At 60.9% G+C, this 22,052-nt stretch carries 27 protein-coding genes; 15 read left to right on the top strand and 12 right to left on the bottom strand.

What is annotated here, in order from left to right:
- Nucleotides 1–156: 156 nt before the first annotated feature.
- Nucleotides 157–600 (bottom strand): DUF2170 family protein, encoded by a 444-nt coding sequence (locus PVZ77_RS19620; RefSeq protein WP_273808318.1) that lies wholly within the window; start codon nt 598–600, stop codon nt 157–159.
- 368 nt (nt 601–968) lie between these two features.
- Here PVZ77_RS19620 and PVZ77_RS19615 point away from each other — a divergent pair, with 368 nt between their 5' ends.
- Nucleotides 969–1,394: a hypothetical protein gene (locus PVZ77_RS19615; protein WP_273808319.1), complete on the top strand. Its 426-nt coding sequence runs from the start codon at nt 969–971 to the stop codon at nt 1,392–1,394.
- A 60-nt stretch (nt 1,395–1,454) separates the two neighbouring features.
- Here PVZ77_RS19615 and PVZ77_RS19610 read toward each other — a convergent pair whose 3' ends face one another.
- The gene (locus PVZ77_RS19610) at nt 1,455–1,883 is read right to left on the bottom strand and encodes a hypothetical protein (RefSeq protein ID WP_273808321.1); all 429 of its coding nucleotides are present in this window, start codon (nt 1,881–1,883) and stop codon (nt 1,455–1,457) included.
- 454 nt (nt 1,884–2,337) lie between these two features.
- Here PVZ77_RS19610 and PVZ77_RS19605 point away from each other — a divergent pair, with 454 nt between their 5' ends.
- Nucleotides 2,338–2,778, top strand: coding sequence for a hypothetical protein (locus PVZ77_RS19605; RefSeq protein ID WP_273808322.1), 441 nt, complete (start codon nt 2,338–2,340; stop codon nt 2,776–2,778).
- A gap of 68 nt (nt 2,779–2,846) precedes the next feature.
- Here PVZ77_RS19605 and PVZ77_RS19600 read toward each other — a convergent pair whose 3' ends face one another.
- The gene (locus tag PVZ77_RS19600; RefSeq protein WP_273808323.1) at nt 2,847–3,638 is read right to left on the bottom strand and encodes a hypothetical protein; all 792 of its coding nucleotides are present in this window, start codon (nt 3,636–3,638) and stop codon (nt 2,847–2,849) included.
- Between the two features lie 113 nt (nt 3,639–3,751).
- On the opposite strand from PVZ77_RS19600, the gene PVZ77_RS19595 reads away from it, so the two are divergent.
- The 5 genes from PVZ77_RS19595 (at nt 3,752) to PVZ77_RS19575 (ending at nt 8,045) form a co-directional block, all read left to right on the top strand.
- On the top strand, nt 3,752–4,882 hold the full coding sequence (locus PVZ77_RS19595; RefSeq protein WP_273808324.1) for a helix-turn-helix domain-containing protein: 1,131 nt from the start codon (nt 3,752–3,754) through the stop codon (nt 4,880–4,882).
- Between the two features lie 91 nt (nt 4,883–4,973).
- Nucleotides 4,974–5,753, top strand: coding sequence for a hypothetical protein (locus tag PVZ77_RS19590; protein WP_273808325.1), 780 nt, complete (start codon nt 4,974–4,976; stop codon nt 5,751–5,753).
- Nucleotides 5,753–7,237, top strand: a complete 1,485-nt coding sequence (locus tag PVZ77_RS19585) for an ATP-binding protein (protein ID WP_273808326.1) — start codon at nt 5,753–5,755, stop codon at nt 7,235–7,237. Before PVZ77_RS19590 ends, PVZ77_RS19585 begins: the two co-directional genes overlap by 1 nt.
- Nucleotides 7,209–7,535, top strand: a complete 327-nt coding sequence (locus PVZ77_RS19580; RefSeq protein WP_273808327.1) for a hypothetical protein — start codon at nt 7,209–7,211, stop codon at nt 7,533–7,535. Before PVZ77_RS19585 ends, PVZ77_RS19580 begins: the two co-directional genes overlap by 29 nt.
- A gap of 87 nt (nt 7,536–7,622) precedes the next feature.
- Nucleotides 7,623–8,045, top strand: a complete 423-nt coding sequence (locus tag PVZ77_RS19575; protein WP_273808329.1) for a response regulator — start codon at nt 7,623–7,625, stop codon at nt 8,043–8,045.
- Here the strand turns inward: PVZ77_RS19575 and PVZ77_RS19570 are convergent.
- A complete protein-coding gene (locus tag PVZ77_RS19570) occupies nt 8,042–8,332 on the bottom strand; it encodes a hypothetical protein (RefSeq protein WP_273808331.1) in 291 nt (96 codons plus the stop codon). The genes PVZ77_RS19575 and PVZ77_RS19570 overlap by 4 nt on opposite strands.
- Before the next feature lie 98 nt (nt 8,333–8,430).
- On the opposite strand from PVZ77_RS19570, the gene PVZ77_RS19565 reads away from it, so the two are divergent.
- Nucleotides 8,431–8,739, top strand: a complete 309-nt coding sequence (locus PVZ77_RS19565; RefSeq protein ID WP_093256629.1) for a hypothetical protein — start codon at nt 8,431–8,433, stop codon at nt 8,737–8,739.
- Between the two features lie 6 nt (nt 8,740–8,745).
- Here PVZ77_RS19565 and PVZ77_RS19560 read toward each other — a convergent pair whose 3' ends face one another.
- The 4 genes from PVZ77_RS19560 to PVZ77_RS19545 all read right to left on the bottom strand — a co-directional run bounded on the left by PVZ77_RS19560 (nt 8,746) and on the right by PVZ77_RS19545 (nt 10,955).
- Nucleotides 8,746–9,033, bottom strand: coding sequence for a hypothetical protein (locus PVZ77_RS19560; RefSeq protein WP_093256625.1), 288 nt, complete (start codon nt 9,031–9,033; stop codon nt 8,746–8,748).
- A gap of 85 nt (nt 9,034–9,118) precedes the next feature.
- Entirely contained in the window at nt 9,119–9,970 is an 852-nt protein-coding gene (locus tag PVZ77_RS19555) for a site-specific DNA-methyltransferase (RefSeq protein WP_273808430.1), read from the bottom strand.
- A 96-nt stretch (nt 9,971–10,066) separates the two neighbouring features.
- Nucleotides 10,067–10,366 carry a winged helix-turn-helix domain-containing protein gene (locus PVZ77_RS19550; protein ID WP_273808333.1) on the bottom strand — a complete coding sequence of 100 codons (300 nt, stop codon included), beginning with the start codon at nt 10,364–10,366 and terminating at the stop codon, nt 10,067–10,069.
- Between the two features lie 70 nt (nt 10,367–10,436).
- Nucleotides 10,437–10,955: a hypothetical protein gene (locus tag PVZ77_RS19545; RefSeq protein ID WP_273808334.1), complete on the bottom strand. Its 519-nt coding sequence runs from the start codon at nt 10,953–10,955 to the stop codon at nt 10,437–10,439.
- A 273-nt stretch (nt 10,956–11,228) separates the two neighbouring features.
- Between PVZ77_RS19545 and PVZ77_RS19540 the strand changes: the two genes are divergently transcribed.
- On the top strand, nt 11,229–12,056 hold the full coding sequence (locus PVZ77_RS19540; protein ID WP_273808335.1) for a hypothetical protein: 828 nt from the start codon (nt 11,229–11,231) through the stop codon (nt 12,054–12,056).
- 577 nt (nt 12,057–12,633) lie between these two features.
- Here PVZ77_RS19540 and PVZ77_RS19535 read toward each other — a convergent pair.
- Nucleotides 12,634–13,017 carry a histone-like nucleoid-structuring protein, MvaT/MvaU family gene (locus PVZ77_RS19535; protein WP_093256612.1) on the bottom strand — a complete coding sequence of 128 codons (384 nt, stop codon included), beginning with the start codon at nt 13,015–13,017 and terminating at the stop codon, nt 12,634–12,636.
- A gap of 188 nt (nt 13,018–13,205) precedes the next feature.
- Here PVZ77_RS19535 and PVZ77_RS19530 point away from each other — a divergent pair, with 188 nt between their 5' ends.
- The 3 genes from PVZ77_RS19530 (at nt 13,206) to PVZ77_RS19520 (ending at nt 16,621) form a co-directional block, all read left to right on the top strand.
- On the top strand, nt 13,206–14,087 hold the full coding sequence (locus PVZ77_RS19530; protein ID WP_108576209.1) for a hypothetical protein: 882 nt from the start codon (nt 13,206–13,208) through the stop codon (nt 14,085–14,087).
- A 19-nt stretch (nt 14,088–14,106) separates the two neighbouring features.
- Nucleotides 14,107–14,994, top strand: coding sequence for a hypothetical protein (locus tag PVZ77_RS19525; protein WP_273808336.1), 888 nt, complete (start codon nt 14,107–14,109; stop codon nt 14,992–14,994).
- 757 nt (nt 14,995–15,751) lie between these two features.
- Complete coding sequence (locus tag PVZ77_RS19520) at nt 15,752–16,621, top strand: DsbA family protein (protein WP_108576211.1); 870 nt, start codon at nt 15,752–15,754, stop codon at nt 16,619–16,621.
- A gap of 244 nt (nt 16,622–16,865) precedes the next feature.
- Here the strand turns inward: PVZ77_RS19520 and PVZ77_RS19515 are convergent, their stop codons facing one another.
- Nucleotides 16,866–18,341 carry a 3'-5' exonuclease gene (locus PVZ77_RS19515; protein ID WP_273808337.1) on the bottom strand — a complete coding sequence of 492 codons (1,476 nt, stop codon included), beginning with the start codon at nt 18,339–18,341 and terminating at the stop codon, nt 16,866–16,868.
- A gap of 188 nt (nt 18,342–18,529) precedes the next feature.
- On the opposite strand from PVZ77_RS19515, the gene PVZ77_RS19510 reads away from it, so the two are divergent.
- Both PVZ77_RS19510 and PVZ77_RS19505 read left to right on the top strand, forming a co-directional pair.
- Nucleotides 18,530–19,054, top strand: coding sequence for a hypothetical protein (locus PVZ77_RS19510; protein WP_273808339.1), 525 nt, complete (start codon nt 18,530–18,532; stop codon nt 19,052–19,054).
- Nucleotides 19,023–19,703, top strand: a complete 681-nt coding sequence (locus PVZ77_RS19505) for a hypothetical protein (RefSeq protein WP_273808341.1) — start codon at nt 19,023–19,025, stop codon at nt 19,701–19,703. Before PVZ77_RS19510 ends, PVZ77_RS19505 begins: the two co-directional genes overlap by 32 nt.
- 55 nt (nt 19,704–19,758) lie before the next feature.
- On the opposite strand, the gene PVZ77_RS19500 is transcribed toward PVZ77_RS19505, so the two are convergent.
- Entirely contained in the window at nt 19,759–19,992 is a 234-nt protein-coding gene (locus tag PVZ77_RS19500; RefSeq protein WP_143075309.1) for a hypothetical protein, read from the bottom strand.
- A 139-nt stretch (nt 19,993–20,131) separates the two neighbouring features.
- Between PVZ77_RS19500 and PVZ77_RS19495 the strand changes: the two genes are divergently transcribed.
- Entirely contained in the window at nt 20,132–20,608 is a 477-nt protein-coding gene (locus PVZ77_RS19495) for a PD-(D/E)XK nuclease family protein (protein ID WP_093256591.1), read from the top strand.
- A 40-nt stretch (nt 20,609–20,648) separates the two neighbouring features.
- Here PVZ77_RS19495 and PVZ77_RS19490 read toward each other — a convergent pair whose 3' ends face one another.
- Entirely contained in the window at nt 20,649–21,695 is a 1,047-nt protein-coding gene (locus PVZ77_RS19490) for a ParB/RepB/Spo0J family partition protein (protein ID WP_273808343.1), read from the bottom strand.
- Between the last annotated feature and the right edge of the window lie 357 nt (nt 21,696–22,052).

Here is a 22,052-nt window from a genome sequence, read left to right as displayed (position 1 = left end):
TGGCCAGCTCGCGCTTGCCTTGATCGATCGCTGCCCGAGCATCGCGGATTTCCTGGTCGATGATGGTGGTCGCGTTGGCGTCGATCACCGCGGTACCGGCCTCGGTGACCTTACCGCGGAACAGCGTGACGAGTTTGGAGAGGATGGAGGGGCTGGTCATAGGGAGTCCTGCTGCTTGAAGAAAGATTGGAAGGTCGCGGCCGCGGTTTGCACGTTGGTTGCCAGCGTGAAGATTTCGGTCAGTACGGTGGCCAGGTCGGAGCCGGCATGCAGCGAGCCATACATGACGTAATGGCCAGCGCCATCAGCGTCGGTCTCGAGGCCGATAGCGGAAAGCGGGAATAGGCTGCGGGATGAAAGGACCGCAGCATTGAAGGCCCGGGCGTCGCTGACCGCCTCAGCAGGCACGAGGGCCGAGTCGACCACGACTACGTCGTTGACGACAGCGATGTAGATCTCGAGGTCGCCCATCGCCGGCAATACGACGCGAATCGCGTCTTGCTGGTCCAGAAGGGCGACGTCGAAGGCGAAGCTGCTGACAGAAACGCCAGATGCCAGCGCGGCGTAAAGCGTGGAGGGGGTCCAGTTCGGTGAGGGCATGCATCGCTCCTTGGCGGTGGCAATTTGCAGCGTGGCGCTGCCAGAGCCAAGCTTGCCGCCTCCCGCGGAAATGCAAGGCCGAGTTCGCCCCAACTGGGGGCGCGAACCCCATATTCGGCCCGCACGCGGTACCTTCCACGCCTGCAGATCAGGTCCTGGCCCAACTGTCTTGTGATCGCCGCGACACAGCGGACGGGTACAATCCACGTCTTCGGTTCACCCACGCCTCGCTTTGCCGAATACCCTGCGGCGAGTCAGGTTCGGCAACGAGTCGCGTATCTGAGCGGCCTCGCTGACGCTATCTGATGACGCTCAGAGCGATGCGCGCTGCCTTCGCGAACCACAACTCCCCCAACGAGAGCCTTGGGATGCTTCCCGATTTCAAGCACGAACCAGCCGAACAGGACCTCGACCGCGTACTGCAGCAGTTGCAGACCCTGGATCGGCGCGAAGCGCTGGGCGTCGGCGCTATCCACGCCTACCTATCGGCGCGGCCTTTCTTCGCCGGCCGCCAGGGCCTGCTGGCATGGGGGCTGGTCCTGATGTCTCTAAGCGTGGTGGTCAGCGTTGCCGGCGGCTGGCGGTGGTGGATGGCGATCCTGCCCTCGGTAGTTCTGGCATTCCAGATCGCAGCGTACGTCTGGCTGCACCGAGAGGCCGTTGAGGGTTATCGCCTGGTTAAAGACAAGATCCCCCGACGCTACCTGGCCACCGCGGTCAAAAATCGCGCGTTGCTCGATCGCGTTTTCCAGGAGCAGCTTTTCAGAGGCGGCAGGGGCTCACACGGGGAGTGATCGCGGCCAGGCACCTAGTTGACCGCGCCGGCCGATCCACCACTTCCTTACCGCCATCACCTATAGCCTGGAGAGCATGGACTTGATAGCCGACAGGAAGCCGCGCGGCGCCTGTGCAGGCTCGGCTTGCTTCGTCGCCTCGCGATAGGCTGCCATCATCAAGGGATCTCGGGAGAGCATTCGGATCACGCACATGTTCGCATCAGGCGTCGGCTTTTCGAGTCGGTACCCGTGCTGATCACGTAGATACGCAGCAGCTGCCGCGCTTCTCGATCTGCCTGCTTGGCAGTTGATCACGACGAATGCTCGCTGCGCCGCCAGCGTGTTCAGTCGAGTTCGCAACTCCTCTGCCTTGGGCATCAGCAGGTAGTCGCGGAAGGTGCGCTCGAAATTGCTGCCGTACAGCGCGATGGTCTCCTCATCGAAGCCTGCGTCGATGAAGTGGTGATAGCTGACGCTCTCCCATCGGGTTTCGTCGATCGCCGCCAAGTCTTCGGGTCCATCGGAGATAGACACCAGGTGGCTGCCGGCGGCTGGCCGGAATCGTTCCGCATCGCCCCGGGAAAGGAATAGGCATAGTGGTTCTGGGGTTGTCATGTGACCTCGGCATTTGGGTAGAAGACGGACGTTGGCGCCGAAGCCGGCGGTAATGTGCAGGTTGCCAGTTCCTACCGGGACGCAATTTCGAATTCGACCCCTTTCCTGGTCTGCGATGCCTGTTCCATCACTCGTGATGTATGGAAAGCGCGTCGAGCGAGTTCACCCCCTTTTGGGGTGCGAATAAGCGCGCAGCCACCTGCGCGAAGCCTGGAAGATCTATGGAAGGGTTACGCGAGTGAATAAAGCGCGAGCTCCGCGACTGGGCTCATCGTGGGCACAGCGCATCGGTCGGCATCCAGCGAGAGCGCACGGCATGCTGAGCATGTCTACACAGGAGAACGAGATGAAAGCGATTAGCCGTTTGTTTTGGAGTTTGGTAGCTGGCTCCTTCCTGGGTACCGGGATCGCGGTTTTCAGCCAACTGATCGGCAAGGGCGGGGAAGAGCTTGGCTTCACCGCCTGGACGTTCTGGTACTACACAATCGGCCTGGGGCTGTGTGTCGGTTTGCTGGTCGGCTTCGATACCGTCCGTAAGTACGCCGCTTGGATGCTGGCATTCGTCATCGCGATCGGGCTCGTCATGAGCGTCGGATTTGTGGGCATGATGGATGTGCATGCCACCGGCGATATGGTCGAGCGGATGCAACAGCAGCTTGAGACTATGGCGCAGTTGATGGCTCAGGCGGTGATGTATGTGGCGCCGGGCGGGGTGGCCCTGGCCTACGGTCTGGTCGCTTATGACACGGTGCGGTCGGGAGCAGGGCGCCGCTTGGCGGCGCGTTGACTGGCGCATCCATCCGGCTGAGGCCTAGCGATGCGTAGGCCTATCCTCTTAGCTGCGGCGCCCGCCTTCTACCGCGGCGCCAACTGATCGAGGCTTCCAAACGCATCTTGCATCAGCAGCGCTTTCACCGCGCGGGTGCGGCGGGTCTGCAGCAAGTTCGGGGTGCCGCGCAGCATCTCCACAGCGCCGGCAATCTGCCTCGTGCGAGATCTCAGCCAGTTGGCGTCAGAGCTGATCGTGGCCCCAGCGTTGCAGGTCAGCAGGGCCTCGACCTTGTCTCGTAGCTCGTCGGTCATCACCACCCGTCCCAGGATGTGGAAGTCGTTATGTTCAAGCGTACGACAATCGGCGGCGGTCATTGCGGCGAGGTTAGAAGGGATACCGGCGCAGAACGCCTTGGTACCCAAAAGGCCGATCGCCTCCTGCAGCAGCTCGCCCGCTGACAGCGAGCCAGCCTGCAGGGGGATGATCACCCTGGCGCCGACGTCTATCCAGCTCCGTATGTCCCGCGCGTACCGGTGCCAAAGGAGCAGGGTCGCCTGCTGATCGCCCACTACGTCTGGGGCGACGATGCTCAGGTTTTCCGGCCGCAGGGTCGTGGTGCACAAGGCGCGATAGAGCGTGAGAACCCTGGGCCAATCCATGGGCAGCTGCCGGCGGAAAGCCGTGAACGCGCCTGAATCGACGAAGACTTTCCCGCCCCTGTCCAGGTGATCAGGCAGGGCCCGCAGCTGCTGCCTGAGCGTCACTCGATCGGCGACGACCCCAATTGCTATCCCGACGTCGAGAGCGGCTTGCAGGTCGCTGTCGGCGGTGAAGCCGGAATGGAACGCGATATTCCAGGGGAAAGGGGAGGGCATGGTCGGCGACTCGCTTAGGAAAATGCCTACCCTGTCAGCCTTTTGAAATACGCAAGTCACAAGCGCAATAAGTGAAGCTCTAACGCCTCTAGCCCGGTATCTGGAGCGCGGACTTGCATTTTGAAAACTCGTGGGACCGTCGATCTACCCCAACAGAGGTAGTAGATATGACGAACCAGTGGTTTGAAGCGAAACGCCTTGAAAGGCGATGGGCTGTCATCCGTCGTGCCTTGGTCCGACGCGGCACCAACTTGACTCAGTTAGCCGAAGCTAATCAGCTATCCAATTTGCGGACCGCCGCTAGAAAGCCTTTCCCAGCCGCGGAAAGCGCTATCGCGCTAGCACTTGGGGTGACCGTCGAGGCGCTCTTCCCAGAGCGCTATGGAGTCGTTTGGTCTGAGCGTGCCCAGAACACCTTCAATGCGCTCCTCGATCATCTCGGCGGCGCCACTGCTGCACAGGCTGGAATGAAAGGGTTTGGGATACATGTAGCCCAGTGGGAGACGCGGCCGGTTGATCTGGCGGACTACCCGGAGGCCGAGCCGGATCGCCTGCGCTGGATCAAGTCCAATTTGCGTCGACGTCAATTTGTGCTTGAGCACCTTGCCCATCATGCGGGCGCACGCCGGAGCGCGCTCGACGGTCTGGGCAAAACGCCCCATGTCGAGTTGCAGCGGATGATCGCGCGATGCCTGGGCGTCGCGCCAAAGGCCCTATGGCCTGAGCGTTACCACAAGGATGGCGAAGCGATCGTCAAAGGGAGCGACGCTGCGGAGCAGCCGGAGCGTACTATCGAAGAATATGATCGACTCAGCCTTCGGACAGGGCTCTGGTTGCCGTTACGCGATCTTGTTGGCTTGCCTGGACTGCAGGGACGCTTTACCGCTATCCGACGGCACGCAATTGCTCAACGGTGGGTCCTCCGTTCCCGCTTCGAAGTTACTGAAGTGCTTTTCTCGTCGCTACCCGCTGAGACGAAAGTGCACCTGTTATCCCTCAGCTCCGATCCGGAAATTGAGAAGCGCCTGACCCTCGTTCATCCAACTGAGCAAGTGAGCCTGTCATGCGCTCACATGGCAGAAAGCGTGCTCGCGGAAGTGAAATCAGCCGACGGCGGCGTTCATCTCAACCTCAGTGACGGATCCGGCGCAACCTACAACATACGGATCTGCCGCACGGCGATTCCAGCGCTTGCCGTCGCGTTGCTCGGTCAGGCGAGCGATGGCACTGAAGTGCTGGATTAGCAAAGTTAGGTTCAGCCCTTAAAGCGGTAGGAATCGAAACCATCGAGCTCTTTGGCCTTGCCATGCTGTGTAAAGCCAAGGAGCTACGTCCATGAACACAGCTGCAGTCTTTGCCGCGCTATCGCGCGCAGGTATCGAATCCTTCCCCTGGTGCCCGGTTGAGAGCGAGCTTTCGCCAAAGCAGATGCATCGTCTGTTGCAGCGGCTGCTGACTGAGCCCTATGCCGACGGTTACCTCGCGATCAGCGAAGGTGTCGACTACGGTGCGTTAGCCCGGATACTGACCAAGCTTGGAATCCCAGGAGCTCCGGCATTGGTCCGGCGCATGGTAGACCACGCGCTACGGTTGGATGCAGAGGCTGAATTTCTCGCCGCGCACATGGAGCGTATTCGCACCAGAGCTGAGCGGCTCTATCAGGCTGGTTATCTACGCAACGCTCATGTGAACGATCGTAGCGCTGGCGACCATGACGGTCGCACCTATCAGGTGCTCGAGCTCATCAACGAGACGCTGGACCGGTCCAATTTGCGGCAGACCACGCCGAAATGCGTGCGGACTCTCGCCGGCTTGGAAGCTGCGCACCGTCAGACGCTGGGTTGGAGGCGGCACCTACCTCGCCCGGGAGTCCTGGGTTGGCTCGGAGCGATCGCCTTTGCCGATGCCGCTGCGGCGCTTTGGAAAGGACGTCTGATTTACGGCCTGGCAGTGGGCTCGGTAAGCCTTGCACTACTTGGCTTAGCCTGGAGCGAGAAGCGACGTGCGTCGAGGGGTAGGAAACCTCGCGCCGCACCGCGCGACGATTTGATGTGCGTGTCGCCGCCAGCTGTAGGCCAAGTCGTCCAAGTCGAGCGCGGTAACAAGGCCACCTGATGCAGATCATCTTCGGTATCGACGCGGCTGAGCAAAAGAAGAATCGTCAGGTCCCGGTCATGTGGGACAGCGACAAACTGGTGAATGGCCACACCCTCCTGGTGGGGATGTCCGGCTCGGGCAAGACCTACACCTTGCGCAAGATGATCAGCCACATGCTGCAGTCCTGTGGCAGGCACATTCCGCGGATCCACATCTTCGACGTGCACGGCGATCTGTCGATTCCCGGGGCGTCGGAGGTTCGTTTTTCCGAGCGCACCAACTACGGCCTCAATCCGCTTCGCGTGAACCCCGATCCGCACTTCGGCGGTGTGCGAAAGCGCGTGCAGTCCTTCCTTGCCACCATGAATCGCAGCATGCGCCAGATGGGGCCCAAGCAGGAGGCTTGCCTGCGCAATGTGCTGAACGACGTCTACGCCCAGTACGGCTTCAGGCAGGAGGATCCGAGTACCTGGATCGTGGAGGAGGGCGCCGCGGTAGTCATGACTGACGGTAACGACGATCGCTTGTTCATCGACGTGCCCAAGGGCGAGAAGGACGAGGCCAAGGCCCTGGGCGCGCGCTGGTCGGGCGCCCCGTTGTACAGCTGGTGGGTACCGCAGATCGAGTACCAGGGCGCCATCACCCGTTGGCCGCCCAAGCTCATGGGGCGGGCTCATCCCAGTATCCGCGACGCGCTACGCATGGCGCAGAACATCCTACAGCAGTCGTTTCTAGGCTCCGGCGCCGAGGCCGTCACCTACCTGGAGGTGGCCAACCGCGCCGCCCAGGGACACCGCAAGAAGGTGATCCAGGCCCTGCGCAAAGGGCAAAGCCAGTTCGACGAAGAAGCGGAGAAAACGGAGCTCGACAAGAGCAAGCGCAAGGCCATCGACAGCTATACCGCCTATATCGATGCGATCACCACCGGCAAGGAGCTCGACAGCCTGATGCGCTACGACAGCACTGATGTGCTGAAGTCGGTGGTCGATCGGCTGCAGAACCTCGAGGCGATCGGCATCTTCAAGTCGGGAATTCCGCCCTTCGACCCCACCAATCCGGTATGGCGCTACAACATCCACGCCCTGTCGATGGAGGAGCGCAAGCTGATCGTGCTCTTCCGGCTGGAGGAGCTGTTCCTGGCGGCTGTCGAGCGCGGCGAGCAAGACCACATCGTCGACGTCGTGATCCTGGATGAGGCCCACATCTACGCCGACGACGACCCCGAGAGCCCGATCAACCGCATCGCCAAGGAGGCGCGCAAGTTCGGCCTGATGCTCGTAGCTGCCTCGCAAAGCCCGACGCATTTTCCTGAGGACTTCGTCGCATCCGTTGCGACCAAGGTCGTCCTCGGCATCGATGAGATGTACTGGCGCCAGAGCGCCACCAAGCTTCGTTTGCGGGAGGACGCCCTGGCCTGGGTGACCCCGACGAAGACCATGTTGGTTCAGCTGAAGATGAAGGGGGAGACCCAGAATGACTGGTTCTGGTGCACGATTGCTTAAGGGGCTGCTGCTGGCCGCGTTTGCCAGTCTGCCGCTGGCCGGGGCCGTTGCGGCCGAAACGCCGGACGAACTCCCCCTGCTTGATCGCCTGGAGGCGGTGGCCATCCCGATCGGCCGCGGCGCTGTGCTGCAGGACGCTCGGGGCTGCCTGTGGGGGGTACGGCCAGGCCAAAAGGTCCCGCAGCTCGTGGCCATCTCCGATGAGGCTGGCCACGCGTTGTGCCGCGGTGCTGCGTCAGGTGCTGAACCGGGGGCTGAGCCGGAACCGCAGGTGCGCCGCACCCCGCTGGTGAATTAAGCGCGCGATAAGCGATAAGGGGGTCTACTGCGCACTATTGGCGGTATTTGTCTGGCGAGCTATCCCTTCATCGGATCAGCCGAACGAATGACTCGCCGTCCGTATCTGGTGATGCATGCGTTTCCTCTAGCGGTGGCCTCGATGTGCCTGGTAGTGATTGCTGAAGATGAGCCGCTTCTTGTGGAGATGCTGACCGAGATCTTCGAGTCCGAAGGCCTCGACGTCACTGCCTTCGCGACGGCGGACGATGCCTGGCGACACCTGCAGATCGCGGCGCAAGCGCCGGATCTCTTGTTCACCGACGTGCGAATGCCCGGAGCCATGGATGGGTTGGCCCTGGCCAAGCAGGTGATGGCGCGCTGGCCAGCAACTTCGATCGTCGTATCGTCCGGCGATGTCTCAGCGACACCGGAGCTACCGAAGGCCTCGTTCCTTCCTAAGCCGTGGTCGTTCGGTCAGCTGACCACCCTGTGCCGCAACGTCCAGGCGCTCCACCAGCGCCGGGACTAGCCTGCGCGCTGAACAGCTCGGAGTTCTTCGGCACCCGGGCCGTCGAGCATCGACAGCAGGTGCTTCACCGTCTGACCTGGCTGCCGCGTGGCGCTTATCGCCGCGCGCCAGCGCTGGAGAGGATGACCCAAGCTCTGACAGGCGCTCCATGCCCACGCCTGCTGCTGCAGATCGTCAAGCTCAAACCAATTTACATCGTGGCCGTCGGCCGAGTCGGCGTGCAGCCGCTTTGCCTGGGCGGTCACGGCAAGCAGAAACTGGATGTGCTGCTCTGGAGAGAACGTCATGCCGGCGTACCTTTATTTCTGGGGTGGTGACGCCTACTACCGGGCTGGCGGCCGAACCTAGACGGTCTACAGTAGTACGATGACCTTAAGGAGGCGTTATGGCAGACCTTGAGTTTCTTCCCCAGCAAGCGCGGCTGCGCTGGGTCGCGCTGATTGAGCAGATGGCCGTTATGGGCCTTGGCCACCTGGTTCGCCTCTACGGGCAGCTGGAGGGATACATCCTGGCCCTGCTCGATGTCGGTTCGATTACCGCACCACAGCACCGACATCTCGTCCGCCTGGCCAGCGAGTGGTTCGCCCAGTGCCGGGCCGAGTACCTCAAGCGCAAACAGAAGCCTCGGCGGCGGATAGCGGGCGCGGTTCGAGACAGGATCGATGAGAGTCACAGGCGGCCAGAGCGCGCCTGAGCTGAGCTACTTGGCGTGGCAGTAGAGAGCCGCCAAGGAGTGATCGAGCCAGTCCGGCGAGGCCGGTGGCTCGTTCAGCAGGTTCGGGTGCGAAGCTGCCAGGCTGGCGGCGTCGAGCTGCTGGGAGCTCGACGCCCGATCCGCTGACATCGGGCAGCCGTCGACGGCGTTGCCCCCGGACAGCGATCGGCTCAGCGGGCCGGCGGAAAATGCGATGCTGATGGCGCCGCAAAAGCCGACTGCGAGGAGCGTCCCGCTCGTGGTGCCCTGGGTGATTCGCTGAAGAAGGTGCATGCTGCCGAGCTCCGGTTTGATCGACAGCAGCAGGGTAGCCAGGGCCAGTCTTCGAAAAGCCTGAGTTCGACCCAGCGCCGGGCGTTCAAAGCTGCGATGTAGGCTGGAGCGCAGGGTTGACCCACAGGCCGTCGAACCCGCGAAAGAGTGCCGCTGCGCCCATCACGTGCTCGAGGATGTTCTCGACGCAGATCCAGCGTCGCCCGGCTTCTTCGGCGGCCCGCCCGACCATCATGCGGCCGGCGAACAGATCCACCACCAGGTCGTCCGCCTCAGTCAGCCACCGTATGAGGAAGTCCGCCAAGGCGAAGGGGAAGGGCGCGCTGTGCGCTGGTAGTCCGGCTTCGACCAGCGCCTTCCGGTGCTCACGGCCGCGTCTGCAGCTGTGGCCAATCTGCAGCACGTTTTTCGGTATGGCACCCTCTGTGGGCGCCGCGAAGCTACCCGGGCGCAGGCGGTAGGCGCCGTCGCCATAGGAGGTCTGGCGCGTCTCGCCCCCGGCCGCGATGAGCCTGGCTTGCCGATCAGAATGCGGTACCAGGACCCGCCGGTTATTCGCTTTGCATCGAAGCGGATCAGGCGAGAACCAGTAGCATGGCTCCCAGGCAACGTTGAGCTGTTGCCGGCTGAGGCTCGCCCACTGGAGGGGGCCCGGTGCCTTGCTGCGGTTCTCCCACACCAGGCGGTCCATCAGGTGCAGGCCAAGACGATCTTCCAGGGCGATGACGAGACGCTCCAGATACGTGGAACGCGCCGGCGATCGGTGAAGGAAGATGTCGTTGGACAGGTTCAGGACCAGGCTACCGGTGCTGGCAAGGTTGCCCAGCAAGGGCTCGATCGTGCGACAGATGAAGTCGGTGAATTCGCTCGCCTTCGGATTACCGTATCCCCGTGGTTGCTGCAGAGGATAGGGTGGGGAGGTGAGTACGAGGTCGATGCGCGCTTCCAGCCCCTGCAGCGCCTGCGGCGAATGGCCAAACAGCGCCAGGCCCAGCGACGTGCTGAACCCCAGCAGCGTGACCTGCGGCGCCGCTCAATGCATCCCGCGCTTCGCCTTTTCGGTCAGTTGCCACACCCCTCGTTCATGTGGAACGCGCTCGAGGATGCCGCAGGCCTTGAGGGTCTGCTGATGCCAGCTAATCTCGCGCGTTACGGGGCTGCGGGGCTGACCGGCCGCGCCAATTGGCTGCTTGGCGTGAACCTCCCGGTCCTTGAGCCCTGCGGCGGCGCCGACGAGGCGGTAGAGCTCCGCGTTGGCCAGCGGCCGATCCGGACAGTTCCGGAAGGCCGCTTCGACGAGAGGGAAGAGGTCGAGCTGTGGAGATTGGACCATGGTGAGGACGGCTCAAGGTGGAGGGATACGCCTCATCTTTCCAGGCGTACCGGAAATGCAAGGGCGTGGCCTAATCCAGTAGGCGCTCAAGGGCCGGCTGGTAGGCGAACGGCGCGAGCGATCCGCCGATGCGAATCTCCTCGTCGGTCAGGGGACGATGGTGCGGCGCGGTCGCGGTCGCAGCGAACGTCGGGTCGGCCCTCAGGACCTCCAGCAATCCGTAGTAGAGGTAATGGAGCCGGGAGTGGTCGTCGTGGTCGTTGCGGCTGTGCGCGACGGTGATCAGCTGCGACAGCGCCAGTAGTGAGCACAGGTAGCTGGCTGCTTCGAGCGAAAGGGATTCTTCGACCTGGCCTAGGGTCGCCGTCACAAGCCCGTCCTCGACAGGCAGCACCAGGGCGAAAGTCCCGTTGAAGTAGCGGCGAAGCTGATAGGCGCCATTGCGGTACCCGGATCCCAGCACCTGGCGCATGTTGGTCAATACCAGGTCCTCGAACGGTAGGCAGTAGCAACCGAGGAGGTTGTAGAGCTCCTGGGTGGTGGGCTCGCTGGTGACGACGAGCTGCAGCGCGTGATCATTTCTGTGCATAGCAGATTCCTCAAGTTGAACCTGCTCAGCATCCACGAACCGCGGTAAATGCAAACGGCCATTCATGCCGCTTGCGGGACCGGTTCGAAGGGGGCTGTTGACCCTGGGCGCCGGCTTGACTAGGTTGCCTTCCCTTTGGCCTGTTGCGGCGCAGCGCCTAAGGAACCGGAGGCGCGATCAGCGCTCTGACGAGTCAGGTTGCAATTGGCTGCGGATCAATAAGCTACCCATGACCCCGCGCGAGAAGCGCAGCACCTGGGTGGAAGAGAGGATATGGAAGCAGCAACGATGGAAGAGAGCGTGGCGTCCCATACGCCGCGGTGGTCGGATTGGCCGCGATGGATCAAGCAGGCTGTCCCGTTATTCGTGCAGGTGCTACCCGCCTTTGTCGCATTGACGCTGCTGGCAGCGTTCACCACGGTGAGCATTCTGCTCATCTTGGGCAAAGCGGCCTTTCACCTGGTCAGCCTGTGCTCGCCGTTGATCTTCCTGGTGCTGGCGCTCGCGCTCCGGCGTGCAGGGATGCTCGGAGACCGCTCCGTCCTGCGCACGGCCGTGGGCACCGGGTCACCGTGGCGAAATTTCTTTCGGGTAGCGGCGCCGCTTGCCCTGGTCATCGGCATTGCGCTGAACGCGCTGGCGGTCCTGGCGATGCTTGGCTCCGATATCGGCGCCTGGAAGCGCGGGGCGCTACCCCTCACCACCTTGCCGCTGGACCTCTTCAGCGCGGAGAAACGCCCGCTGCTCGTGATGCTCTACACCACCGCGGTGGAACAGCAGCTGAGCCTGATGCCGCTCTTCGTCATCATGGGCGGCCGGCTCGAGCCGTACCTGGTGGCTGCAGTCATGGCCGGTCGAGAGACATGGTCTTCCGCGCGGGCCGTTCAGGCACAGCTCAGCAAATCGCAGAAGCTCGTGCTCGGCCCGATGCGGCTGCTGACGCTGTGCGGAGTGACCCTGCAGGCGACAGCGAGAGCGCTGGATGCCACCAGCAACTGGCTTGGTGTCGCGCTGCTTCTGGTAAGCATCGGTGGCTGGCTGTTCTACTGCTGCCTGATCGCCGTAGCCGCGCGCGACATCACCGACCCGCACCCGCGATAGCGCCTTTCTGCGCGCGAAAAAAAACCCGGCCATGAGCCGGGTTTTTGCTGCTCCGCTTCCGCGGAACAGTGTTGGAGCCTGATGCGCCAGTCGCCTGGGCCCTGCAGTGCAGGGTGGAGGCGGGTTCGCCCGTTCCGACAGGAGATCCTGATCGGATGTAGCGAACCCTCGCACCATCTCTGCAACTGCAGCTGTTTTGTAGGTAAAGATCACCCGGGGCACCGTCTGCTGGCCCCACCGTCGCATAGCGAAAGATTCTTTCGCTATGCGACAGGACCTCTACCGAAGTAGAGCTCCCAGCACTTATGGCAGTGGCCGCCTTCTGGACGTATGAAACCGGGGGCGCGTGGGCATTTGATGCGCGCGCGACAAATCGGCTAAGGATCAGCGGAGTGATCGGCAACCGAGTTGAGTGTAAGAATCTTACAGAGGAGCAGTGGGCCTGAAAGAGCCTGCTGCGAAGAGAGTGCTGCCATGCAGCTGGTGGAGCATCCAAAGCACAGGCGTTGGATTAAGAGCGCCGATGATGACAGCGCCGGCGGTGCCGCACAAGGCCCGCCGGCGTCGGTCCGCGTGATTACTCGCTCTGGAGCCAGCTTTCGACGGTATCGGCACCGTGCTCGGACTTCCAGGCTTTCAGAAGCTTGTGGTTGCCACCCTTAGTCTCGATGATCTCACCAGTTTCGGGGTGCTTATAGCGCTTGAGCGTACGCGCCCGGCGCTGTTGCGGGGCTGCGCCCGAGTTGCTCTTGGACTTGCTGCCAGAGGCAGAGCCGGCGTTGGGGTCCAGGATTGCAATGACGTCGCGCAGCGACTTGTTATGTTCGCCGAGCAGCGCTCGCAGCTTCTTCTCGAAATCGAGTTCTTTCTGCAGGCGTTCGTCGGTATTCAGCTGTTCAAGACGCTGTTGCAATTCTGCAATAGCGGCTTCGGTCTGACGGTATTCTTGGATCAGGGACATCGTGATCTCCTCAAGATTAGGCGGTGGCTGCCGTTATAGCCTTTTCATTTATAAATGACTAGGAAAAAACGCAAATTAATTATTGGGCGTCACGGACGCGCCAATGGCGGTTGAGTTTGGGGGGAATACCCCATTGCGTTTTTGGGGAAGCGTGATTCCATGGATAAAACCAACACAGGAGTAACACCATGAAAATTGTTCGGCTGGTGGCTTTGGCCGCCGCAGTAGCCGCCGTTGCCGGTTGCGCTACCAATAACACGGAGTCGAAGCCGGTACCCGATTCAGCACTCGTTGCTCCCCACTTCAAAGCGTGGGACGGCAAGACATCTAGCCTGATGTTTGCGAACGAAGAACCGCTGCGCTTTTCGAGTAGTGTCACTGCCGCGGATAAGCTGTTCGCAGTGTTTGGTATGCCCAGCCTGAGCACGGTCAAAGAGAAGGGCATCCGAAATCCCTATCTGCGCCAGGCCACCAAAGAGCAAGTGCTAGACGCTATCCGCCCCGCTACCAGCCCCAAGGCGGGCTACAACAACGACGGGTCGCTCATCGCCTACAACCTCATCGGCGGTGGTATCGGCGCTGCCGGGACCGCAATCACAGTGCTGGGGGACGCCACGTTCGATCCCCGGACCAAATTAGGCTTCGCATACTGCTTCGGAAAGAAAACCGAGACGGCCGATCTGAATGATGCCGTTCAAAAGTGTGGTGAAAAGGTCACTGGCCTGGTGAATAGCCTGTTTCAGCCAACCACACGGGTACTGAACATAGGCTTCGGCCAAGTTCGCGCTGGAATCGTCCGGTCCGGGACTGTTAGCAAAGTTGGCGAGATCTTCATTGGAACGGAGGCCTACGCGACTGACGGCTATGCCCCGCAAGACCGCGGGGGATATCCGGCCCGAATCGTAGCGATCCCTATTCAGCAAAAACTGGCTAGCGGTGTAGGCAAAATGACCGGCGCCGAACTAGGTGAGATTGGGCCAGTGGAATGGGCAGAGCTGCTTAAGCAACAGCTTCCCAAGGATATGGCCTTTTATCTCCCCAACGGCGATCAGCCGGTAGCGGTCTACTAACGAGCCGGATATCCAGCATATGAAATATGTAGAGATAGTCTTTGCGGCGACTGTAGTAGGCGCCCTGGTCGGTTGTGCCGGCCAGCCTGCAGCGTTGGACCCGAATGCCAAGGCGGTGACGCCGGCGCCACTGGCTTTGAAGGTGTGGCCGGGCTCCGATAACGCGGTGCAATTTGCCAATGAAAAGCCACTTCAGTTTTCTGCAGATGCAACGGCTGCAGAAAAGATTTTCAGCGTGCTGGGGATGCCGAGTTTTCAAGCGGTCCGCGCTGGGGCCTTTAGCATCCAGGCCGTGCAGAAAACGTCCGCCGAACAGACCCAACAGAACATCAGCTCGGTTGCGAGGCAGGCTCCGGCCAATCGTAATGCTGCTGAGCTTACCGCCTTCAACGCCCTGGGCGGGAATGTCGGTGCTGCGGGCTTGGCGGTCACCGTCCTTGGGAGCAACTCTTTCGACCCGCGAACGGAGATCGGTACCTTCGTTTGCTTCGAGCCCAAGTCCGGTACGAAGGATGCTGCGGCCGCTGTACAGAGCTGCGGGAACAAGCTGCTAGGTATGATCGAGCGGACGTTTGAGCCTATCCGCGCGGACGAAAAATCAACTTCTGCACGCCGCTTCATCGGACCGGTCGCTACGGAAACCGGAAAGAAGATCGCGCAGCTCTACGTCAACACCGAAGGTGTGTTTGTTGGCGATGGGTACGCGCCGGTCGACCGTGGCGCCTACCCGGCAACGGTGGTGGCGATAGGCTTCGACGCGCTGGTGGCAGAGGGCTTCGGGAAGAGGATGGGCTGGGTTGTGGGGGACGTAGGTCAGGTCGACTTGGGGAGTGCGTTAGGAAGGAATTTGCCTCGCAGCACAGCCTTCTTCCTTCCCAACCGCGAAACCCCCATCGCGTTTTACTGATGTGGCCGGGGGGCGGAGCTAGATTGCTCCGTCCCACACGCCTGCGCATAGCGCGGGCACGGCCGGCGCGAACTTGTCAAATCTGAGGTCCCAATGGCAGAACGTGTGTCTCGAAACTGCTTCTTTGTCCTACGCAAAGAGCTTCGCTGCGTCTCTTGCAAGTTCTGGACGCTCTCCCTTGAGTTGCGACAGCTGCAGCGTCGGCTGAACATTCTCGACGCTAAAGGGCAAGGCCTAGGCCTTTCGCAGGTGGACGTGAGGGCCTATCGCGATGTCCAGGTGCTCCAGTGGGCGCTCGAGGAAAGGCTAAAGGCTCTGGCGGTCACGTTGAAGGCATATGGCGAACAGCTTGTCGTGCTCCTTGCCGATATCGGAAAGGACACCACCCCAGAAGAACGAATGGCACTTTTGGGGGGACGGCCACAGGCTGTTTCGAGCACGGCGTGGGCGGGAAGCTGTCTTGAGCAGCTCGCGCTGCGGCACCGGGTCGAAAGCGCTTCGGAGGCCTCTATCAGCGGGCCGATAGCGACTGCCCTCATGGCTCACTGCGGGCAGTTGGCAGTTCCCGTGGCGAGGGGCAGAAGTACTGCAAGGAGGGCGACGGCTTTCCAGGTGGCGCGATCGCGTCCGGTCCGGCTTCGCGTTGTTGACCGGGAGACCTTCTAAAGCGGGTTCCACCCAATACAGGGACGGGACTCGAGACTTTGCGGCGGCCGGCTTGCTTATCGTTTGGGAAACCATGACCTATGGATCTCCCATGAAACCAGCATTGAAAGCTCATCTCCTCACCCTGGTATCCGCCGTAGCTGTCTCGCAGATCATCACTGCGGGCCTGTTCTATTTCGCCGGTGAGGAGTACCTCAACCGCAAGATCGCGGCCGGCATCGAGATTGGCGTGTTCGCCAAAGAGCGCGCCGAGAAGCAGGCCTGGGTCGAGGCACAGTTCGCTCGCTTCGGACGCGCGGCGGACCAGGTACCGAACGATGCCCGGGTTTATGGGGATCTGAAGGCGCGCTTTACCCTCGCCGAATTTTCCGATCTGGAATGCCCATTCTGCAAACGCCTGCACCCAAACCTCAAAGAGATCGTCGATAAGTCCAACGGTGCCGTTAACTGGCAGTGGCGCCATATGCCGCTCGGCTTCCACAACCCCGCAGCCACCGATGAGGCTATCGCTACTGAGTGCTATGCGGAGCAGAAAGGCAACCGGGGCTTCTGGGTGATCCTCGACCAGATCTTCGAAGAGTCGGCCGGTAACGGCGCCGGCGTGAAAGATCTGCCTGGTTTGGTATCCAGACTCGGCGGCGATATGAAGGCATTCAACGAATGCATCAGCAGTGGGAAGGTCAAGGACCGGATAGCGGAGCATGTCCGCATGGGCGAGAAAATCGGAGCGACGGGTACGCCTGCGACGGTAGTGATCGACAACCTGACCGGCGAGAAAGAGTTTGTCTCGGGCGCCCAACCGATCAGCGCGTTTGTCACGATCATGAAGCGGATGATGGCCGCTGAGCAGGCCGCGGCGAAGGCTGAGGCGGACAAGGCGCAAGGGAAACATCAAGACCAGGGCGATGAGGTTTCGCGAAAGATCCTTGGCTTTGGGTCCAAGGCGGACCAAGCACAGTAGGACCCGGTATCTGGTCTGCTGGGCAGGTGCGGGTGTCAGGGTAATCAACCAGTGTGATTGCCCCTGCTCCCAGCCGCGCAATCACCCCTAGCACCTGCCGCGTACCGGATCCATCGCTCGCCCATGCACCCGCGGGCAACGCTGCTCAGCAATGCCCACCTTCACTCAGCGCACGCCGGCGCCGAGCTGGCCAGGGTCATGCGTTTTTCCCTTCTGCCCATCTAAGCGTGCTCGGGTAGCAACGCTAGTCAGCCGCCTCTGCGAGCTCGATCGCTCGCCTCCGGCTTCGCTCGAAATCCCGCATGATCCCCAAGATGACAGAGTTGATGGCCAGCTGATGCTTAGCTCGCGTCGCTGCGACGTAGAGCAGGTTGAGCTCATCACGGCGCGCATCCGGCGCGAGCTCAGGATCCAGGGGGTCGGGATAGTCTTCGCCCAGGTAGACGTGTGTCCACTCAAGGCCCTTCGAGCGGTGCGCGGTCGAGAGGATGACGTCGGCGTCCTTTTCGTCCTTCTGGGTCAGTGCCCGCAGGCGCGCCAGTCGCTTCTCGATGTCCGGGAAAAGACCCACCACCTTAATAAGCCGGGCCATCTCGCGATCCTTGCTTTCCTTGGCCATGGCGAGATAGGAGGTCCAGTCGGCGAAGTCCTTCAGGAGGCGCTTGGACCGTACCTTGTCGGTCTTGCCCTGGCTGAACCAGACCAGGTCCTCCAGGTCGCCGATCTGGTACGCCTCAATGCCACCGACCCAGTAGAGCGTCTTTCCCTGAGGAGCGAACTCCAGCGCGGTCATGATCACCCCAGAGACCGTCCGGCAGAGGTACGCAGCTCCTCGAACGCCGTCGTCGAGCTGAGTTTTGATCTGCGTCGGCCGGCCAGCGCCGATGATCTTCAGCTGCTCGCCCTTGTAGCTCAGGATGATGTTGGCCACGGTGGCCACCGCCGGCCCGAAGCGGAAGGACTTCGTCAGGTAGAGATCGACGGAGTCATCCAGATCCGGATCGGACAAGGCGTTGTCAGCGCCACGGAACGCATACAGCGATTGATGGGGATCCCCGACGAATATCACTCGGCACGACTGATTTTTGATGAGCCCCAGCGTGATGCCGTTCAGATCCTGGGCCTCGTCCGCGAGGATCACATCGAAGCAGTCACTGAGGTCCGGTTTACTCAGGTAGTAGAGCTTGAGATACGCGTCGTGAAGGTGGGGTACGGTCGTATCCTGGGGATCGATCATGCGCCGCCAAACCTCTTTGGCCTGGAGAAAGACTTCCGCAATGAACGCCGGAGGCATTTCGGCCATGGGGCGTCCGTTGTACAGCGGCAGGTGATCCTCGTGGAACTCCTCCAGGTCACTGCAAAGGTACCCGTTGACCGTCGCAATGACCGCGTTGATCAATGCCCAGTCATTCGTTCCCAGGACGGCGCGCATGTCTGCCGGCCGCAACGACGCGCCAAGCTTGTGCTGGAATTGCCGGCCTACTGCTTTGAAGGCCAGCTGGTGGGAAGTCATGCATTTCACGTTGGACGGGAAACGCGCCTTTCCCTCGTCGGCAATGCTTCGGTTGTAGGCGACGTAGAGAAATCTCAACCTCGGGTACCGCTTGGTATAGCCCTCCAGCGAGGTGGTCTTGGAGGCTCCGGCGAAAGCCTTCACGCGGATCCGCGGGGCCTTGCATTCGTGGAACGCTAACTGCTCCGCTGTCCATTGAAATTCCACGCAGCATCCTCCTCTGGCAATGTCCCGATGCTATCGACTGCGGAGGGCGAAAGGCCGGCGGTTCGGGCCGGTAGAGGGCACGAACTGACGGTACCGCTGCGGTGTTGTTGAGTACGCTGGACCCCAATAAGGCCATTTCGAACGTCGCCGTGATGAGAAGCAGGTGTGTGATAGCTGAGGTAGCGTTGATGCTTGTCCTTGGCGGCTGGCTGACACCTGGTATTGCGGTGAGCGCGCTACCCACCGAGCCTGCGGCGCCTGCAGATACCTCTTCCGGCGAGTGGGTTGATCCCATTGCTCTGAACGTCGCGAACCTTCGCACTCGCGCGTGTGCTGGGGATGTTTCCGCGTCCGCCGCCATAGGGCGACTCTACCTGTTTGGCAACGGCACCTTTGAAAGAGACCTGACCCGAGCGATGCCTTTCCTGCGGTACTCCGGTGAAAGAGGAAATAATCAGGCCGCCGCCGATTATGCGATCTCTTTGGTCACGGCCAGCCGTGAGCCCGACATCCTGTTGCGAGCAGCCGAGTGGGCTAAATTTTCGGTTTATAGAAACCCCACCTATCAATCAATGCAGGCGCTGCAGCTCGTGAAATTAGCGGCGAAAGGGGTTGACCTTTCTGCTGGCTTACAAGCGGGGACCCGCAGGGCGATACTTGCTAACTTAGGAACTGTGCCAGATGGTGAAGTTGGTCCTTGCAGAAGCCTATAGCGCTGCGAAACCCTGGGTCTCGTTATTACTCCATGCAGTAGCAGCGATGCTATGGCTCAATGTTGTTCCTTGGGCAGATCCCCTATTGTTGTTTTTTGCTTTGCCCGGTCTGGCATTCGGGGTTTCGATAATAGCCTATACCCTTGTCCTTTCGACACTGCGCCATTTGGATACCAAGAAAAATCGGGCTGGTTACATAAGGCTGTGTCGACTCGCATGGGAAACGCCGGTGGTCGTATCCGAAGAGTTTTCAGAGCCAAACCTGACCCCGCTTCGAAAAACGGCGCTTCCACCATTAGATAGGAACCGATGCTGGTGCTTTGAAGTAATAAGTAACAAGTATCCCCGTTATGTGGCTAGAGGGTATTTGCTTCCAGACGAGGATCGGCTGCACCTGGCTCTGGTGATTGGTCTTCCTGGTCAATGGCACGAGGCGTGCTATTGCACCGCGTCGTGTGACGTAGAGGGATCGGTGTATCGCGTCAACCAGCTTTATGGGCCGTTGAAGGGTTGGATAGGACAGGGTTCCCAAGTTGGGCTTGATTTAAATTCGGATAGTCCATCCATCTATGGCCAGTCGTTTGGGCACTTGAAAGTATCAGTATCGAATGTGCCTCCGGTATTAAGACGTTTCGCCAATATGCCATAAATCGACAGGAGAGGCTTCAGGCGTTCGTATAGGCCTGTCGGCTGGGCAACAGGCCCTATCGGGGTTTCTGCGGCACGCTATTGTTCAGCCTTTCGAACTCTTCCGTCGTGCCCATGTTGAGTACAGCTCGTAAGTGGAAGCGATCATGTTCTGCGTTACCAAGAGCAGCTTCCTTTTGATTGTGGTGGGGATCGTCAGCGAGCCTAAGCGCTACCATCACCTCACAGTGCCCTAACTTTGAAAGCTCGGTAGCAGAAACAGAAAGCTTTTCGCGACGCTTACCTTTCATATTTCCAAACTCCAATGGTTTGCCTGCCTTTACCTTAATCGCACCAAGCAAAAACGCAAGATAGCGTAGCGCGAGTGAGCGCTTGCGTTTTCAATAACAGAGGTATGCTGGTTTTAATAGCGAACCAAGGACTTAGGATATGCGCCAGAACTGGAGTGAACCGATACCCCCACCTCTTCGCGGAGGACAGGTCGTGTTGTCTGAACGGGATATCGAAACCGATGTGCCGGTGCCGATGCACGGGCGGGTAGACCAGGTATTCCTTGCCGGCGGCTGGCTGGTGGTCGTTGACACAAAACGGAGGGCGGCCGCGCGCGTTTACCTCAAAGACGTCATTCAGCTGAGCGTGTACGCAGCGATTCTTTCCCGCCAGAGCCAAACAGTTCTGGGCTCTAACTGGCCCGTGGCGTCGGAGGGCTACGTGCGATTGGTGACCCCACAGGGCGTCACCTATACGGCCGTGCGGCTTCTGCCCAGCAGCGTGATCATTAGCCTGTGGAACCGCTACTGGATATTGAAAGGGCAAGGTGCGAAGGCCCGTCCCAAGATACCGGCGGCGGGGGTGTGCAAGGCTTGCGTAAAGCGTACGGGCTGCCCGGTAGGACAGCGCCTGTGATTGGATGCAACGCGCCCAGCCGAGCTGCTGGGCGTGTCACTTAGTGGCGTGTGGCGGAGGGGGCGGCGGCGCGTGCGTCGATCTGATGGCCGACGCCAATCTCGACCTTCTCTTCGACTTTCGCGATGTGCGCGGCGGCTTCGTCTGAGAGCTTGAGGAATGCCTCGTAATCGGCCTGGGGAATCTCTACTGCAACAGTGCCTTGGGCCACGTTCGGGACCGCTGTAGCTCGTAGCCGCTCGGAAAAGCCGGTGATAGTCGAGGCCATCTGAGAAACAAACCGTTTGCCGATGCGACGTGTCGGCCTACCGATGTCACGCTCGGTGAGACGTACTGGCCTGTTCGGAGCCGGCGTTCCGGGTGCCTGCCCGCCGCCTTCAATGCCGCCGTCGGCGACAGCTTCCTTGGCCAGGAGGGCTACCTGATTGTGGTAGGCCTCGAGGATGAGTTTTTCGGCATCGGACGGGTGTGCGCGGGCAACGTCCAGTGCGGTGTGGGCCTTGATGACACCCTGGTCGATCAGCTGCTGGATCGACTCCGGCAGTCGAAGCAGACGCAGGCTTTCCCGGACATGGGCGCCGCTGAGCTTGATTGCTTTACCGATGGCTTCCGTCGTCCAACCTTCGTCGACCAGCTTCTGATACCCGTGCGCACGTTCAATTTGCGTCAGGGGAAGTCGCTGGTCAGCCGTGAGCGCCCGGACTATGGGTGAGGTGAGACCGCGGGCTTCGTAGACTTCCACACGCTTAATCATCACGCCTCGCTCACGAGCGATCATCGCGGCGCGGATACGGCATACCCCTTTGCGGATGTAGCAGCGGCCGTCGACGACTTGCACCTCGACCATAGGGATATGGTCGTTGTCCATCCAGGCCTCGACCAGGCTTGCGATATGCGCTTGCACCTTAGGCGATTCGTAGATGCGCATTTTGCTTCTGGGGTCCTCTTCCAGAATCGCAGGGTCGAGCCAGGTTTGCGTAGCGGAGCCGACGACCTCCGGATTGGTCGCCCCGATCGCCTTGCAGAAGGCAGTCAGGCTATTGATCGAGCGTTTCACTGGTTCGATGGGTGCTTGGCTGTCGTTCATCTCGGTTTTGCTCCGCGCTACGTACGTCGTGCTCTGATCTTTCGATGGACGTATTGCGCAATGAAACCCGCCGCGAATTCGGCCGCAACTACCAGCGCGACCTTCGCGCCGTTCTCCCCATAGCTCAAGGTGAGTAGGTACCAGCTACCCGGTACCGCTGCCGCTATGAAGCCGAGGAGAAAGGCGATGCTGTCGGATCGATTGGCTGTCGATTTCATTGCAGAAGTCCTGTTGAGATGCTCAATGTACGCAAGGCCGCAATAACGCAAGTCGCGAGTTCATGCCCTGGCCAGGGGTGAACCTGGGCCAAGCGCCGAGTAAGTCGCGGTACCGTCCCTGCAACGTTAAGGGGGATCC

Source organism: Pseudomonas sp. SHLD1 (assembly GCF_028640935.1).
Classification (GTDB): Bacteria; Pseudomonadota; Gammaproteobacteria; order Pseudomonadales; family Pseudomonadaceae; genus Chryseomonas; species Chryseomonas aestiva.
The sequence above is the reverse complement of the archived record's forward strand: the minus strand, read 5'-3'. Positions and strand labels throughout refer to the sequence as shown.

Coding starts and splice junctions, on each gene's coding strand:
- PVZ77_RS19535 (WP_093256612.1), bottom strand. CDS start 13,017: ATGTCCCTGATCCAAGAATACCGTCAGACCGAAGCCGCTATTGCAGAA.
- PVZ77_RS19570 (WP_273808331.1), bottom strand. CDS start 8,332: ATGACGTTCTCTCCAGAGCAGCACATCCAGTTTCTGCTTGCCGTGACC.
- PVZ77_RS19495 (WP_093256591.1), top strand. CDS start 20,132: ATGCGCCAGAACTGGAGTGAACCGATACCCCCACCTCTTCGCGGAGGA.
- PVZ77_RS19600 (WP_273808323.1), bottom strand. CDS start 3,638: ATGCCCTCCCCTTTCCCCTGGAATATCGCGTTCCATTCCGGCTTCACC.
- PVZ77_RS19560 (WP_093256625.1), bottom strand. CDS start 9,033: ATGCACCTTCTTCAGCGAATCACCCAGGGCACCACGAGCGGGACGCTC.
- PVZ77_RS19580 (WP_273808327.1), top strand. CDS start 7,209: ATGACTGGTTCTGGTGCACGATTGCTTAAGGGGCTGCTGCTGGCCGCG.
- PVZ77_RS19620 (WP_273808318.1), bottom strand. CDS start 600: ATGCCCTCACCGAACTGGACCCCCTCCACGCTTTACGCCGCGCTGGCA.
- PVZ77_RS19520 (WP_108576211.1), top strand. CDS start 15,752: ATGAAACCAGCATTGAAAGCTCATCTCCTCACCCTGGTATCCGCCGTA.
- PVZ77_RS19545 (WP_273808334.1), bottom strand. CDS start 10,955: ATGCACAGAAATGATCACGCGCTGCAGCTCGTCGTCACCAGCGAGCCC.
- PVZ77_RS19575 (WP_273808329.1), top strand. CDS start 7,623: ATGACTCGCCGTCCGTATCTGGTGATGCATGCGTTTCCTCTAGCGGTG.
- PVZ77_RS19590 (WP_273808325.1), top strand. CDS start 4,974: ATGAACACAGCTGCAGTCTTTGCCGCGCTATCGCGCGCAGGTATCGAA.
- PVZ77_RS19530 (WP_108576209.1), top strand. CDS start 13,206: ATGAAAATTGTTCGGCTGGTGGCTTTGGCCGCCGCAGTAGCCGCCGTT.
- PVZ77_RS19585 (WP_273808326.1), top strand. CDS start 5,753: ATGCAGATCATCTTCGGTATCGACGCGGCTGAGCAAAAGAAGAATCGT.
- PVZ77_RS19505 (WP_273808341.1), top strand. CDS start 19,023: ATGGTGAAGTTGGTCCTTGCAGAAGCCTATAGCGCTGCGAAACCCTGG.
- PVZ77_RS19525 (WP_273808336.1), top strand. CDS start 14,107: ATGAAATATGTAGAGATAGTCTTTGCGGCGACTGTAGTAGGCGCCCTG.
- PVZ77_RS19615 (WP_273808319.1), top strand. CDS start 969: ATGCTTCCCGATTTCAAGCACGAACCAGCCGAACAGGACCTCGACCGC.
- PVZ77_RS19510 (WP_273808339.1), top strand. CDS start 18,530: ATGCTTGTCCTTGGCGGCTGGCTGACACCTGGTATTGCGGTGAGCGCG.
- PVZ77_RS19565 (WP_093256629.1), top strand. CDS start 8,431: ATGGCAGACCTTGAGTTTCTTCCCCAGCAAGCGCGGCTGCGCTGGGTC.
- PVZ77_RS19500 (WP_143075309.1), bottom strand. CDS start 19,992: ATGAAAGGTAAGCGTCGCGAAAAGCTTTCTGTTTCTGCTACCGAGCTT.
- PVZ77_RS19490 (WP_273808343.1), bottom strand. CDS start 21,695: ATGAACGACAGCCAAGCACCCATCGAACCAGTGAAACGCTCGATCAAT.
- PVZ77_RS19550 (WP_273808333.1), bottom strand. CDS start 10,366: ATGGTCCAATCTCCACAGCTCGACCTCTTCCCTCTCGTCGAAGCGGCC.
- PVZ77_RS19540 (WP_273808335.1), top strand. CDS start 11,229: ATGGAAGCAGCAACGATGGAAGAGAGCGTGGCGTCCCATACGCCGCGG.
- PVZ77_RS19605 (WP_273808322.1), top strand. CDS start 2,338: ATGAAAGCGATTAGCCGTTTGTTTTGGAGTTTGGTAGCTGGCTCCTTC.